At 41.2% G+C, this 14905-nt stretch carries 16 protein-coding genes; 8 read left to right on the plus strand and 8 right to left on the minus strand.

Features of this window, described 5'->3' with window-relative positions:
- Positions 1 to 433 precede the first annotated feature (433 nt).
- The 5 genes from PQ511_RS00255 (at position 434) to PQ511_RS00275 (ending at position 4422) form a co-directional block, all read left to right on the plus strand.
- Complete coding sequence (locus PQ511_RS00255; protein WP_224595639.1) at positions 434 to 679, plus strand: biotin/lipoyl attachment domain-containing protein; 246 nt, start codon at positions 434 to 436, stop codon at positions 677 to 679.
- Positions 680 to 900: 221 nt separating this feature from the next.
- Positions 901 to 2091, plus strand: a complete 1191-nt coding sequence (locus tag PQ511_RS00260) for a dicarboxylate/amino acid:cation symporter (protein ID WP_273849920.1) — start codon at positions 901 to 903, stop codon at positions 2089 to 2091.
- A gap of 124 nt (positions 2092 to 2215) precedes the next feature.
- Positions 2216 to 2968, plus strand: a complete 753-nt coding sequence (locus tag PQ511_RS00265) for a class I SAM-dependent methyltransferase (protein ID WP_273849921.1) — start codon at positions 2216 to 2218, stop codon at positions 2966 to 2968.
- A gap of 113 nt (positions 2969 to 3081) precedes the next feature.
- On the plus strand, positions 3082 to 3528 hold the full coding sequence (locus tag PQ511_RS00270) for a hypothetical protein (RefSeq protein ID WP_273849922.1): 447 nt from the start codon (positions 3082 to 3084) through the stop codon (positions 3526 to 3528).
- Between the two features lie 267 nt (positions 3529 to 3795).
- On the plus strand, positions 3796 to 4422 hold the full coding sequence (locus tag PQ511_RS00275) for a 3'-5' exonuclease (RefSeq protein WP_273849923.1): 627 nt from the start codon (positions 3796 to 3798) through the stop codon (positions 4420 to 4422).
- Between the two features lie 30 nt (positions 4423 to 4452).
- Here the strand turns inward: PQ511_RS00275 and PQ511_RS00280 are convergent, their stop codons facing one another.
- Positions 4453 to 5082, minus strand: coding sequence for a redox-sensing transcriptional repressor Rex (locus PQ511_RS00280; protein ID WP_273849924.1), 630 nt, complete (start codon positions 5080 to 5082; stop codon positions 4453 to 4455).
- 185 nt (positions 5083 to 5267) lie between these two features.
- Complete coding sequence (locus PQ511_RS00285) at positions 5268 to 5930, minus strand: peroxiredoxin (RefSeq protein WP_273849925.1); 663 nt, start codon at positions 5928 to 5930, stop codon at positions 5268 to 5270.
- A gap of 168 nt (positions 5931 to 6098) precedes the next feature.
- Here PQ511_RS00285 and PQ511_RS00290 point away from each other — a divergent pair, with 168 nt between their 5' ends.
- From PQ511_RS00290 to PQ511_RS00300, 3 genes are all read left to right on the plus strand, one after another.
- On the plus strand, positions 6099 to 6962 hold the full coding sequence (locus PQ511_RS00290) for an MBL fold metallo-hydrolase (RefSeq protein WP_273849926.1): 864 nt from the start codon (positions 6099 to 6101) through the stop codon (positions 6960 to 6962).
- Between the two features lie 51 nt (positions 6963 to 7013).
- A complete protein-coding gene (locus PQ511_RS00295) occupies positions 7014 to 7268 on the plus strand; it encodes a hypothetical protein (RefSeq protein ID WP_273849927.1) in 255 nt (84 codons plus the stop codon).
- 175 nt (positions 7269 to 7443) lie between these two features.
- Positions 7444 to 7653 (plus strand): hypothetical protein, encoded by a 210-nt coding sequence (locus PQ511_RS00300; protein ID WP_273849928.1) that lies wholly within the window; start codon positions 7444 to 7446, stop codon positions 7651 to 7653.
- Positions 7654 to 7724: 71 nt separating this feature from the next.
- Here the strand turns inward: PQ511_RS00300 and thiM are convergent, their stop codons facing one another.
- The 6 genes from thiM to PQ511_RS00330 all read right to left on the minus strand — a co-directional run bounded on the left by thiM (position 7725) and on the right by PQ511_RS00330 (position 14810).
- The gene (thiM, locus tag PQ511_RS00305) at positions 7725 to 8525 is read right to left on the minus strand and encodes a hydroxyethylthiazole kinase (protein ID WP_273849929.1); all 801 of its coding nucleotides are present in this window, start codon (positions 8523 to 8525) and stop codon (positions 7725 to 7727) included.
- Between the two features lie 111 nt (positions 8526 to 8636).
- Positions 8637 to 8879 carry a hypothetical protein gene (locus PQ511_RS00310; protein ID WP_273849930.1) on the minus strand — a complete coding sequence of 81 codons (243 nt, stop codon included), beginning with the start codon at positions 8877 to 8879 and terminating at the stop codon, positions 8637 to 8639.
- Entirely contained in the window at positions 8879 to 10516 is a 1638-nt protein-coding gene (locus tag PQ511_RS00315; RefSeq protein ID WP_273849931.1) for an ABC1 kinase family protein, read from the minus strand. The genes PQ511_RS00310 and PQ511_RS00315 overlap by 1 nt, the downstream gene beginning before the upstream one ends.
- Before the next feature lie 140 nt (positions 10517 to 10656).
- On the minus strand, positions 10657 to 13017 hold the full coding sequence (locus PQ511_RS00320; protein WP_273849932.1) for an FdhF/YdeP family oxidoreductase: 2361 nt from the start codon (positions 13015 to 13017) through the stop codon (positions 10657 to 10659).
- Positions 13018 to 13144: 127 nt separating this feature from the next.
- A complete protein-coding gene (locus tag PQ511_RS00325; RefSeq protein WP_273849933.1) occupies positions 13145 to 13507 on the minus strand; it encodes a Na-translocating system protein MpsC family protein in 363 nt (120 codons plus the stop codon).
- Positions 13508 to 13553: 46 nt separating this feature from the next.
- On the minus strand, positions 13554 to 14810 hold the full coding sequence (locus tag PQ511_RS00330; RefSeq protein WP_273849934.1) for an L-lactate MFS transporter: 1257 nt from the start codon (positions 14808 to 14810) through the stop codon (positions 13554 to 13556).
- Positions 14811 to 14905 lie beyond the last annotated feature (95 nt).

Below are 14905 nucleotides of genomic sequence, written 5' to 3' on the forward strand. Positions count from 1 at the left end.
AGCTGTACGGGTAGAAGTAACATGGAAAACGAAAGATTGTCGAGAGAACTTTGATCATACAGAATGATTTGGGTAACGGGCTATCGATGAGAGCGTTTACGCAATTTTAATCTTCAGTTAAGTAAAGTACCTTTCAACAAAAGCATCGATGACACACATTTTAATTTTACCGACCCTACTTCTGACGATTATCATGATGGACAACCCAACAATGTTATCGCAGCAAAGCATAAACGATGAAGCTTAAGAGCCTTGAGCAGATTGCTTAAAAATCAAGGGGTTGTCAAAAATAAAAAAGCAGGTAAAATGGACGCAAGGTTTAAGAAATCATCTGTTTAGCATCATAGAAAAACAGGCGAAACATATCATGGAAGTATAGAGAACAAACTGTTCCAATGAGGAACCATTACATGCTAGAAAGGGGAAAGAAATCATGAATCGTTCAGTGGTCTGTCCATGTGAGGGTGTTATTGAAAAGATCTTTGTCAATCATTCCTCCCGAGTTTATGAGTGGGAGCCTATGTTTGTCATTCGAAACGGACAGGGCAATATTGAGAAAATTACGCTAGGAGTAAGCGGAGAAATTTCTGAACTTCATGTGAAAGAGAATGATCGCGTGACAGGCGGGCACATTCTTGCATCAATGAAAGAAGATGATTTTGTAACAGGAAGCGATTAATGATCGGTTGATGCCGAACACATTTTAAATAAGAATGAAACCAGCTGGCGCAAGCATCTTACGGGCTACCGTAATGCTTGTGCCTTTTTTTGAACGTGGTCCGATTAACAAAAGTTTCTTTTGAATTTCTAATGAATTTGTCTTGCAGGATCACCCGTTTTTTAGTAAAGTACACATATATTACACCCCAGATGGACAAATGTTTTTGTATGGAGGACACTATGAAGAAGATTGGACTATTACCACGTATTCTTATTGCTATTGCACTTGGTATCGTAATCGGCGCTTTTCTCCCAGACTGGATCGTGCGACTATTTGCGACATTCAACGGGATTTTTGGGAATTTCCTCGGTTTTGCGATTCCATTAATCATTATCGGGTTTATTGCACCTGGAATCGGTGAGATCGGAAAAGGCGCAGGAAAGTTAATCGGAATTACAACATCGGTTGCCTATCTTTCTACGTTTCTTGCTGGTTTGCTTGCGTTCTTTGCGGCAAGAAATCTTTATCCGTTCTTTCTTGAAACCGGTGGAGCTGCATCAGAAATGGCAAACCCAGAAGAGTCATTGTTAAAACCGTTTTTTGAAGTTGAAATTCCGCCAATTATGGGTGTAATGACAGCACTCGTTCTGGCGTTTACACTCGGTCTTGGCATGGCAGCGATGAAGGGAACCATGTTAAAAGGCGTGATGGGTGAGTTTCGCACAATTGTGGAGAAAGTGATTAGCTTCGTCATTATTCCTTTACTACCGCTTCATATTCTTGGTATCTTTGCGAACATGACAAGCGCTGGGCAAGTTCAAACGATCTTAAGCGTCTTCGCAAAAGTATTCGTCATGATTATCCTTCTTCACCTGACAATGCTATTGATACAATATAGCGTAACTGGTGCCGCTACTTCACGGAATCCGTTTAAGCTTCTAAAAGGGATGATGCCGGCGTATTTTACAGCTCTTGGTACACAGTCTTCTGCTTCAACGATTCCTGTAACGTTAAGACAAACGAAAAAGAATGGTGTACGTGAGAAAATTGCGGATTTTAGCGTACCGCTTCTCGCAACCATTCATCTTTCAGGAAGTACCATTACCATCGTATCTTGTGCGATGGCGGTGATGATGCTAAATGGACAAGATCCAACTTTTGCATCAATCATTCCATTTATCCTGATGCTAGGTGTGACGATGATTGCGGCACCTGGCGTACCGGGTGGGGCTGTAATGGCTGCGATTGGGTTACTAGAAACGATGCTAGGATTTGATTCAACGATGATCTCTCTTATGATCGCGTTGTATCTCGCCCAAGATAGCTTCGGCACAGCCTGCAACGTAACAGGTGATGGCGCCTTATCGGGTCTTGTTGATCGATTAACGAGAAAGAAAACATCAATCAAAAGAGCAGTGAAAGCTGGATAAAGGTTTTGAAGTGGACAGGCATTCGCCTGTCCACTTTTTTTGTATACTCATCTCATTATTCATAAGGTAAAAAGGATTTCGCTCTGATGCTCTTGAATTGAATGGAGTTGAGGGGGAGAAAGTGATGAAAAAGACAATTTTAAACGAAAATAAAAAGAGCTGGGATAAAGTGGCGCATCATTTTAATGGCATAGACGCACTTCCTGCTTATGGTCCTTATGCACAAACAGAAGACGAACTACACCTCTTTAGTGAAGTGGAAAATGCAAAAGTCCTTGAAATCGGCTATGGTAGTGGCCATTCGCTTCGCTATATGGCGAATAGGGGAGCATCTGAACTTTGGGGAGTCGATTTGTCTGAAGAACAAAGAAGGATCGCTGAAAATACGCTAGCTGGTTTATCAGCTAACTTATATTGTGCGCCAATGGAACAAGAGATCCATCTACCGAAAAATTATTTCGATTACGTTTATTCGATCTATGCGATTGGGTGGACGACGGATCTGAAAAGTACATTTGAACTAATTTATTCTTACTTAAAGAAGGGAGGAAGCTTTATTTTTAGCTGGGACCATCCTCTCTATGTACATTTAAAAAGTGAGAATGGGGAGATCAAGCTAAACGGTTCTTATCAAAAGGAAGGTCTCCATACGTTTGAAGATTTTAAAGGAGAAGGCGTATCGATGGGGATTCATAAGCGGAAAATGGCCACTTATATTAATGAGTTAATTCAGGCTGGTTTTACCATTGATGAAATGATTGAAAGTGATGTAGGCGAGGAATATAGTGGAAAAGAGTGCGCGTCATCTGATCGTTACTATTCTCTTTATAAAGCGAGAAAATTTCCAACCACAATGATTCTTAAAGCAGGTAAATAGAGGCTGGAGTAGACTAGGAAAAGCACGGCTGATTCTTTTGGAAGAAAACGGAACTTTACTTAGGCCAATTCGTAACCTTTAAGAAGAGTCTCTTATGAAGGATGTGAATTGGTTTGATAGTGAAATTTCTCGCAAGCTTTTGCTTCCTAGTTATGGCCGTTGTTTTTGCGTTCGTCTTTAGCAAGGTGTCTTCTTTTGTTGAAAAGCACATATTAAATAGACTTTGTGTGCAAGAGCAGATAATTGTTATAACAATAGGAACAGTTCTCTTTGAAGCAGGACTTGTGCTACTTTTAGCGAAAGTGATTGCATGGTCTATTATTGATTCTTTGTTTGTGGCAAGTCTATTGCTACTTGCAATGATCTGGTTACCTGCTTATTTTAGACCCTATCAAGAGAATGCTAGTCGGACTGTTGGGAAGTTTCATAGAGGTATTCACTCAGGTGAAATCGAGGTACATAAGTTCGGTTCGATGCATCCATTTTTTATTGGAACGTTGATCTTTTGTGCGGTAGGCTTGCTTACTGTCTTTGGCTATTATTTTTCATATTTTATATAGAAAATCGGATGAAGAACATATTCATACAAGGTGCCACCTTTAGGTATTCGACTAAGGAGATAAAAATAGATGGCATCATCACAAAAAAATAAAAATATGTAACGCAGTTTCGATTGAATTCATGCTTTTACCTCTCCTTCATAGCGTGTTGTTCAGTATTGGCAGTGGGGAAGGTTTTATACGTTTGACAGGGGATGAATCAAATAGCTAGACGAATGAATTGTAACCTTTTAAGATGTAGGTACTGAATCATAAAGGAGCTTCGATATGAATTTTGTCGCATTAGATTTTGAAACCGCCAACTCGTCAAGAGGAAGTGTATGTTCGATTGGCCTTGTAGAATATGAACATGGTCAACTTGTTCGAGAATATTACCGTTTGGTCAAACCGAAACAAAATGTCTTTTCAGGGATCAACGTGAGCATTCACGGGATTACAAAAGAGGATGTAGCGAATGAGCCGGAATTTGATGTTCTTTGGAAAGAGGAAATTCGAGATCTAGTGGAGGGGAAATTTTTGATTGCTCATAATGCCCAGTTTGATATGAGCGTACTACGAGCAGTTCTTGATCAGTATAACCTGCCTTATCCGATGCTGGCTTATAATTGTACGGTGAATCTATCAAAAAAGACGTGGACGCTACCAAAGTATAAATTAAATGTAGTCTCCGATTATCTTGGTATCCAACTCGACCATCACCATGCACTAGATGATGCAAGAGCTTCTGCTCAAATTTTCCTGAAAATAGCTGAGGCGTTAAATACCAACGATGTCAAAGAAGTCATTGAGAAGACTGGTACAGCGAATGGCGTTCTTTTTGATAGCGGTTATGAATCCGCAAAATTGCATAAGAAGAACACAAAGAAAACCCCTGCATCCAAAATTCGCTCATGAATTTTGGTGAGGGGTTTTTTGTTTAAAACGTTAAAAGAAATGAATGAGAAATGAGAGGGTATCAAGCTCTCTGGCTAAATCAATTTGCTGAAGATGGACGTTAGCCGGAAGTTTAAGATAGGCAGAAGAAAAGTTCATAATGCCAAGAATACCGGTTTCGGATAGTTTTTCAGAAATCATCTGCGCCGAAGCAGCAGGAATCGCCAGGATTGCTACGGTTACACTAGCGGTTAAGCGATCATTCATTTCATCAATATGATAGACTGGAACACCGGCAATCGTTTTACCAACTAATTTTGGATTGTTATCAAAAACCATTTTTATTTTTGGAGACGATTTTCTTAAATGATTGTAGTGGAGAAGCGCAGTCCCCAGGCGACCAGCGCCAATCAAAGCCGCTTCTGGCTCAGTATTCTCGTTTACGATCAGGTGAAGATGATTCACAAGTTTTTTGACTTCATATCCTGCCCCTTTACGTCCTGGGGCTTTTATCTTAGAGAAATCTCTTCTCACAAGATCGGATTTATAATTAAGCGCGTTTCCTATCTCTACGGAGGAAATCGATTTTTGACCAGATTTCTTCACGCTTTTTAAATAAGAAAGGTAGAGTGGAAGCCGCTTGATGGTTGCATTTGGAAGCTTGTTCTCTTCCTTTTTCATACTATTACCTCCGTCGAACTAATCCGCTTACTTCTCTATTATAATCTTAATCTAGCAAAGTGCAATTTGGAAAATAATCCAAAAGAACTAGTGAGGGCTTATTTTCACCTCTTATCCCGACGCTGAGGCATTTATACATGACTAACAGAAAAAGAACCGGTCATGTGGCCGGTTCTTTCAAGCAGTTATTGATTGAGTTCTTGTTTACATAAATACCAGTCAATACATTCAAGACCGTCTTCGTTCTCGCGTTTTTTCATATCCTCTTGTGTTTTAGGAGGAGAAACGAGTACTTTGTCTCCAGGCTCCCAATTCGCAGGTGTTGGCGCACCATGTTCATCCGTTGTTTTCAGTGCCTTTACTAGCCGCATAATTTCCTTCATATTACGTCCTGTCGTAAGAGGATAGTAGATAACAGCTCGCACAACCTGTTTATCATCCACAACGAAAACAGCACGGCTCGTTTCTGTTTGACTTTCTTCTGGCATAATCATCCCATAGCGTGTAGCCACTTTTCGATCTAGATCAGCGATAACTGGAAATTCAATTTCGGTATCAAAATTTTTCTCGATATTACGAACCCATGCGAGATGGGAAGAAACGCTATCAACACTTAGACCGATTAGCTCTACATCGAGCTTTCGTAATTCAGGATAGATTTCTTGAAATGCGACAAATTCTGTTGTGCATACCGGCGTGAAGTCAGCTGGATGGGAAAACAACACAAACCATTTTCCTTTATAATCATTTAGGGAAAGCTGACCGTGTGTAGTGTTTGCCGTAAAGTCAGGGGCAAGTGAACCAATTCGTGGTAGCTGATAAGCTGTTTCAGTTTGTTGCTCTGACATAATGAAACATCCTCCTTCTTTTTTTATCTATGATCGTTTTTCCCTCCTATTTTCTAACTAAACTGTCTTTTTTGTGACGAATTTTTTAAAAATTCCTTTTTCAATCGAATGAAAATGATAGAATGAAGCGAAGGAAAAGAATACCAAATTGAAGAGAGGAGAAGGTAAATGAAAATTGAGTTTCTTGGTACCGGTGGCGCGATGGCCATTCCCCGCCCACTTTGTCAATGTGCTGTTTGCATTGAAGCGAGAAAGAAAGGCGTTCCATACAGTCGATCAGGTCCGAGTGTTTTTGTTCATGGGCCAAATGTGCTCATTGATACGCCTGAAGATAGCTATATGCAACTAAACCGATCGCAAATTTCTACGATTGACGGTGTATTTTATTCCCACTGGCATCCGGATCATGTGATGGGAAGGCGTGTGCTAGAATCAGTGAATGCGGATTGGTGCAACTATCCTCCAAAAGGGACAACGACGGACGTTTATTTGCCTGAGCAAGTGGCAATTGATTTTCAATCCAGATTAGGTACAGGGGAGCATCTCGCTTTCTTTGAAAGTCAAGATTACATAGCGCTACATAAGCTGAAAGATGGTCAAAAAGTCACCATTAATGATGTGACGATTACACCTTTTCGTTTATCAGAGGACTATGTCTATGCTTTTTTATTTGAAGGGGACGGTAAGCGTGTTTTGATTGCTCCGGATGAACTTTATGGTTGGGAGCCACCAGAGCTTGGTGATTTAGATCTTGCGATATTGCCGACTGGCATTTGCGAATTTCACCCTTTAACAGGAGAGAGACAGATTAGTCCCGATCACCCTGTTTTGAAAGAAGAAGCGACATTCCGTCAAACACTGGCGATCATTGAGAAACTCCAGGTGAAAGAAGTGTATTTAACACATCTTGAAGAACCTGATCAATTGAGCTATGACGATCTAAAAATAGTGGAAGACACGTTTCAGTATGATAAAAAGATTTCGTTTGCGTTCGATACGTTAACGATTAATCTAGAGAAAGACCTTGTTTAAAAAAAGGGACTTTAGGGAAACATTTTTTTAGAATAGAAACGAGGTGAGCGAGTGGAACTTTCATTTGGATTAATTCTTAATATTGTTATTGCCATTTATTTATTTGTAGATGCGAAGAAACGTGATAAAAGCTCTTTTTTCTGGGCGATTCTCGGCTTGATTTTCGGTCCGATCGTTCTTGGTATCTATTTTATTCAAACTGGTAGAAAAGGCATCGGTTGGTTGATCATTGTCCTTGCATTAATCTGGTTTATCCTTGCCATTGTGCTAGGTATTTTGGCGGGGATCCTTGGTCTCTTATTTTAAGGTGAAACCTGAAGCGCACGCGCTTCAGGTTTTCCTTTGTGTTTAGGAAGGCTTAGAATGTGGAAGAGTGGGAGAGACATCAATACATGATATGAGCGCTTAAGTTGAATGCGTCAAACAGCATTAAGCGTTGCTGCTACTATTCATAGATAAGTAATGTCTCAAGGGGGAAGCGATGGATGATGAAGCAAAAGTGATAGAGTGGATCACTTCCGAAATCGAAGTAGAATCATGCACCATGCAAGATTATCCGGTCTACCAATCGGGTAAACGAATCATCGACCGAAGCGGAGATTATCTAATTGTCTACTTTCATCCGTTGCTTGAGAAAGTTGTTTATACGTTTAAAGGTGTAGAGGATATCTATTTTATAGCCCGCGGTTAAACACTGTAGAATAAGGTGATCTAGATCGTTATAAGAAAGAGGAGCGCAACTGAAGTTGCGCTCCTCTACATTTATGAGACTAGGTGAATGGTTTCCTCTATGTCCTTTGAGGTTATAAGAGAAAGTTGATTTAAAAGGGCAATTTGAAAATCTCCCGGACGATTTTCAATATGATCTGCCGCTTTTTCACTTGCGACCCCATAAAAAGCAAGCGCACCATATGCAGCAAGCATTGGGTCTTCTTCAACTGCTGCAAAAGCGCCGAGAAGAGAGGAGAGGAGACAGCCAGTGCCAGTTACTTTCGTTAAGATTGGGTGGCCATTGCCAAGCTTAAGGGTTGCATCTCCATTAGAAATCACATCGATTGCACCGGTAACGATCACCGTACAGCCGAACATCTTAGCTGCTTTTTTTGCAAGAAATTCGGTGTTTCCTTCTCCTTCCGTGGCATCTACCCCTTTAATTGTCCACTGTTTTCCTGCAATATTTGCAATTTCTGCGGCGTTTCCTCGTAGATACTGCACGTCCACTTCTTTAAGAAGTCGCCGAGCTGTTGATGTGCGATAAGGAGTAGCACCAGCTCCAACAGGATCGAGAATCACGGGGATGTGCATTTCATTTGCCGCTTTTCCAGCAATAATCATTGCATCTACCAGATCCTTCGTTAAGGTACCGATATTTAAAACAAGTGCGCCAGAAATTTTCACCATATCAGCCACTTCTTCTTTTGCATAAGCCATGACTGGACTTGCTCCGGCAGCTAGTAAGCCGTTCGCTGTAAAGTTCGTCACGACAGTATTTGTTATATTATGAATGAGAGGGGATTCCTCTCTTACCTTTGTAATGAGAGCAGCAGCCTGAGATTTTTCCACGATCAACATCCTTTCCTACTTGTCATTTCTTTCACTAAGGCCTTTCCCTTATTTTTTCATTGTATCAATAAGGTGCGAGTGTGGAAATAAAAAATGAGAGGGTGCTCCTGTTTACGGTTTCGAATACCGATTCCAAAAACGTAAGATCCAAGAAAAAGGAAAGGGTAATCGGTAGCCCGCTTTTTCAAGTTGTTTTAAAAGGTTAATAAACGCACCACCTACCCGGCGATTTTGCTTTAATTTTTCCTCGTTTTCTTTTACTGTAATGCGATAGCCGTTTTGAAGACCTTCTATTTTGACCTCTTTTCCACCTAGCTTTTCAGTTGTCTCCTTCATTACTTTAGAATGATCCATTATGATTTCTCCTTTTTGTTCCATAGTCGTTTTTCCATAGCAACGATGAAAAAAATGATAATAAAAGAAATGCCTCCAGTTATGCTAGTAGGGAGGATGAGGGAGTGCATGTCAAGAGCTAGACTTATAAAGAACCCAATGAAACTGAAGCAAAAGAGGATAAACGCATAATGTTTATTCCAGAGCATGCTTTTTGATTGAACTTCACGTTGTTTTAAGCTTTCCTTCCATTGTCGATGGTCTTGAAATTCATCTGATAGTCGATCAAGCGGATTCTCGATGGATGAGATTCTAGCATAAAGCTGCTTAAGAAGCTTTTTCGGGTCATAGCGATGGTCAGCCTCTTCTTCGCGATTGATCCATTCTTGAACGATCGGCTTGCCTTCTTCGATTAAATCAATTTCAGGATCTAACGTATAAAGAATACCGACAATAGTGGAAATGGCTCGTCCGAGAAATGCGAATTCACTCGGTAATTGGATGGGTTGCTTATTGACGAGTGTTTGAACTTCTTTTAATACTTGCTCTGCCGTATCTTCATCCATCATCGTTAGATCCTGTTCAATAAATAAGGTAACGAGCGTTTGAATGGCTTTCTCGATCTGTCTTTTATCTGAATTAGGAAGAAGGAAGCGCAATTCGTCAAGCGCCTCAGTAACTTCAGTATACTGACTAAGCACAATTCCTGTGATGAGCTTTCGAATGGACAGAGCATCTTTTGCTTCAATGTGTCCAACCATCCCAAAATCGATGAAAACAATTGTGCCGTCTTCTTGTATAAGAAGATTACCAGAGTGAGGATCAGCGTGAAACTGACCTTCTTGAAGAAGCTGTTCAAGATACCCTTTTAACAGCTTACGGGCCAGTTCTTTCCGATCAAGTTTCTTCTCATCAATATAAGAAAGGTTTGTGATGCGTGCGCCTTCCATCCATTCCATGACGAGTACTTTTTTCGTTGACCATTCTGGCACGTAATTTGGTACCCGATAGCCTGGATGATCACTGTAGCGCTCCTTAAAGTGAAGCCCATTGTTCAATTCTTTCTTAAAATCAAGTTCATCTTCAATCACATGACGAACTTCATCATATAACCTGCTTAAATCAAGCTGCTTACCGTATGACGTAAATGTATCCATGAGCCAGAATACGATGCGAAGAGCTTGGAAATCAGCTCGAATAATCTTGCGAATGTTTGGTCGACGTATTTTAATTGCCACATCTTCTCCAGATGTTAATGTTGCTCGGTAAACTTGCCCAATAGAGGCCGAGGCGACTGGACGATCCGATAGTTGATCAATGACATCCTTATAATCAGCTGACCATTCTTTTTCAAGAATATGTTTGGCTTTTTCCCAGGGGAAAGAAGGAACGCGATCCACAAGATCTTCAATTTCTTCCAGAAAAACTTTTGGAAGAATGTCAGCTCTCGTTGCAAGAAATTGACCAAGTTTTACGAGTAATCCCTCAAGACGAATCGCTTTTTCCTTGTATTCTCTCGCTTGTTTTTTTAATAACTTCTGCCAGCGTTCCTGGTCCCAGGAATGTTTGCTTTTTCTACGGAACCGTTCTAGTTGAAGAAAGAACTTAACGGACATCCAAACGATGACACTAATCCGATACAGCGATTGATATTTCATAGACGACTCCTACTCCTGAATAAGTTGTTTAGTGTTTAACATAGCCTATTTCCACCTTTTAGAAACAATTTTCATGATTGAAGTGCACATCAAACACCCCTATCGCAACTAACGATAGGGGTGTTGTTTGAATGCGCCAATCAGACTGGTGCATTCACTTCCAGATCTTCGATTACTTTCTCCTGGTATTGCACATCTTTTCTAGCGTTAAAGCGATCCGCTTTTTCAACGGTTACCGTAATGTTGTAATCGGGGATGCCGGCGTATTTTTCATACCGACCTCTTGGTAAGAGGAAGTTTCCTTCAGGAAAATGCACCTCAAGATTTCCACTTGCGATATCCACAAACTTCGCTCTTCCTTGAAAAACACCAAATCCATTGTAAACGACGATTCCTTCCCCTTCCGTGATGCTTAGTCTGCTTGCATCATCGGCATTGATCAGTACATCGTATCGCTCTGCTTTGTTGAAAGGATCGGTTTCTTTATAAACCATTGAGTTAAATTGCTTTCCGCGTCTTGAGGTGACAATAAACTGACCATCTTTTTTCCCAAGATCCGGAATCTCAACAGGAACAAGATTTCCTTTTCCATCTGGAGTTGGGCAGATACCGCCTTCACATAACCAGGCGCCACCCCATTGAAAGACGTCACCTTTCTCCGATAAATGTTGAACACCGTCATAATCACGATTGGCAATCGCTATTTCATTACGAATATCCTGTCCCGTTTTGAAGTCAATAAAGTGGGCTTTCTCTGGCTTAACGCGCTTAGCAAGGTCAAGATAGATTTTCCATTCTGAACGCGCTTCTTCCACTTGATTTTGATTTCCTTCTATTTCGGGCGAAAAGTAAACCATTCGCTCGGTTGAAGTAGAGGTGCCACCACCTTCTTGTTCATATCTAGTTCGAGCGGGTAGCACAATGACTGCTTCTTTCGCATCGACCAGAGTAGAGGTGTTCAGAATAATATCCTGATGAACGCGTACCTCTAACTCCGACAGGGCTTTTTCGATAAAATCAGGATCAGGCATCGTTTCGAGGAAGTTTCCACCTGATAAGTAATAAAGCTTAATCTTTCGCTCGTGATCTTCTGGAAGGACGATGTTTTCTAAGGTCACACCAACGATATCCCCTTGCCATTTTGGTAGCTCAAATCCCCATACTTGTTCCATGCGTCGAATGCTGTTGGCGTCAAACCCGCCCCCAGGTAATACAAACGGATCGGCGCCCATTTCTCCTGAACCTTGCACAGACGAGTGGCCGCGGAAAGGCATGAGGCCACTATTTTTCTTTCCAAGAAAACCTCGGAGTAGAGCGAGATTAGCGACTTGGGAAATGTTATCTGTCGCAAAGGAATGCATGGTTAAACCAAGCGCCCATGCAAAAACAGCACTTTTGCTTTTAGCTAAAAGAAGAGAGAGTTCAATGATGCGCTCTTCTGCTATGCCAGAAAAGCGAACGATCTCCTCCCATGATTGAAGTTGAACGCTTGATTTTAACTCTTCATACCCATTCACATGCTCTTGAACAAATGCGTGGTTAATGGCTGAGCTATGTTCCTCTTCTTCCATATCGAACCAATGTTTCATTATGCCGTGCATAAAGGCAATATCTCCACCAACGTTTACTTGGTAAAAGTCGTCCGCTAATTTCGTTCCAAATAAAGCCGATTCGCCGTTAGAAGGAATCCAATATTTATCCATGGCAGGCTCTTTATAAGGATTGACCATAATGATTTTCGTGCCTCTTTTTTTCGCTTCAAGCATGTATTTTGTGGAGACAGGGGAACTATTCGATGCGACACTTCCCCAGAACATTAATACGTCCGTTCCAAACCAGTCTTGATAGTTCACTGTAGACGCACCGACACCGATTGAACGTTTTAAAGCGGTTTTACTCGGTGAATGACAAATACGTGACGCATTATCAATATGATTTGTGCCAAGGAATCGAGCGACTTTTGCTGCAACGTAATAGGATTCATTTGTAATACCTCGTGATGTTAAATAAAAAGCGTACTGCTTCGGATCAAGCTTTTTCATCTTATTGGCGATCAGGTCCAGTGCATCGTCCCAAGTTAGACGAGAAAACCGATTCTCGCCTTTACGACGAATTAACGGATAAGGGATGCGCCCTAATTTCCTGAGCTCGGTACTGCTGTATTGACGAAGTTCGTTCATATCAGAATGTAAAATACCTTCATTAATCGCAGGCATTGTGTTCAGTCTTAGTACATTGAGCCTTGTTGTACAGACGTGAGGTCCTTTTAATGTTTGATCGTATAATCCTGAAACCCCTAGTGCACATCCATCGCAAACGCCCTGTGTTAAAATTCGCGTCGCATATCCAATATTGTCTCGGTTTTCCCAGGCGATTTTGGCAGTATCACGGAAATGCTGAGGTTTTACTTTTCCTAAGCCAAAAGGGATGGGGCTTACCCAATGCTTTGGCTGCGGTTTTTTAGTTGCTTTAATTGGTCCTTGATGCTTTGTTTCACCCATGTGATTCACTCCTCTAAATGATGTCTAACATAATAAAAACCACCGTTTCCCCGTCGTGTGAAACGGAAAAACGGTGGTTGAGTCTTTAGCAGGGTCGCTACCAAGTGCCTAACCATTTTGGTTTTTATTAAGTAATTTTCATTTTTTCTTCGATGTTTTGATCAAATACAAAGATCGACATTCCGAAATCGCGGTCAATATCGATATCGACAAAGAGGTCAAGAAATTTACTCCCTAGAAACTCTTCCATCTGAACGGGAGGATTGTTTCGATACATTTCTTTTACCATTTCCGTTCTTGCAGCACGCAGCATTTGCTTCCCATCATCTGCGCTAGCAATAAATTTTTCAACGGGTGAAAGATTACCTTCCATCTCACAAATTGCCCAGTTTTTGCAAAACGTTGTTGTGATTTTACTAGGTCCTTTGCCCATATGTTTCTTGCGAAAAGAGCGTACAAGGTTGCTGAATTCTGCTTCATACTTAGTCATACTGTCCTACTTTCTTATCGAGATGGTCATTACCTTACAACTGAATTTACATATTTACAGCTGTAGGCATCTCATTTTCTTTACGAAGCCTACGAATGTCTTTCCGAATGACGATTGATATAATGAGTGCGACGACAAACATACCTGCAAAGAACGTTAAACTCGCAGCATAACTACCTGTTGTATCTTTCATCCAGGCAGCAAACATCGGTCCGACAAGTCCAGCGGCTGCCCAGGCTGTAAGAATGTACCCGTGAATGGCCCCAAGTTGTTTTGTTCCGAACATGTCGCCGATATAAGCAGGAATGGAAGCAAATCCTCCACCATAGCATGTGTACACGATTGCAAGCATGATTTGAAACAAGATTGCGGTCGTCGTATGAGGAAGTAGGGCAAACAGAGCAATTTGTAGAACAAAGAACGTGGTATACGTATTTGGACGCCCAATATAATCGGAAACCGATGCCCATCCGATTCTGCCAAGACCATTAAAGATCCCAAGGACACCAACGAGCGCAGCCGCCTCCGTGGTTGTTAATCCGATACTTTCCTGTGCAAGTGGTTTTGCAGCAGAAAGAATCGCAATTCCGCACGTCACATTGATAAAAAGCATGAGCCATAAGTAATAAAATCGTGATGTTTTAATCGCTTCATTCGCAGTGAGCTGAGAAAGATCTCCTGATTTTTTCGATTGCTTTTGTTTTTCTTTAAACCCTTTTGGGGCCCATTCTTCAGGAGGTTTCTCTAAATACAAAGAAGAAGCGACCATAAGGATAAAGTAACTTGCTCCAAGTATGTAAAAGGTGTTGGCAGTTCCAACTGATTTAATTAACGAATCCATAACAGGACTTGCGATCGCTGCGGCGAAGCCGAACCCCATAATGGCAAGACCAGTTGCAAGACCACGTCGATCTGGAAACCACTTTACTAATGTTGAGACAGGGGCGATATAGCCAACGCCAAGACCAATTCCTCCAAGCGCTCCATAAAAGATATAGAGTAGGGGAAGAGAGCCCATATTGACAGCGAATCCTGAACCGAAAATACCAATTCCAAAAAAACTAGCTGCAAGAAGTCCCGCTTTCCTTGGACCGTATTTTTCTACAAAATGACCGAGAAATGCTGCTGAAAGCCCTAAAAATAAAATGGCAAGACTAAATGTAAACTGTACTTGCTTAGCAGACCAGCCAAATTCGTTAATAAGTGGATCGGTAAAATTACTCCATGCATAAACAGAACCGATTGAAATATGAATTCCAACTGCAGATGCTGCGATTAGCCACCTGTTCTTAACCTTTTTCATCCACTTCATCTCCTTTAGTTCGTTAACAAGCTAACTAATGAAACAAAATAAAAACTGTCGATCGACCAAATAAGAGAATGGGCATTCTCTTGGAG

The organism is Guptibacillus spartinae (genome assembly GCF_028610625.1).
Classification (GTDB): Bacteria; Bacillota; Bacilli; order Bacillales; family Guptibacillaceae; genus Guptibacillus; species Guptibacillus spartinae.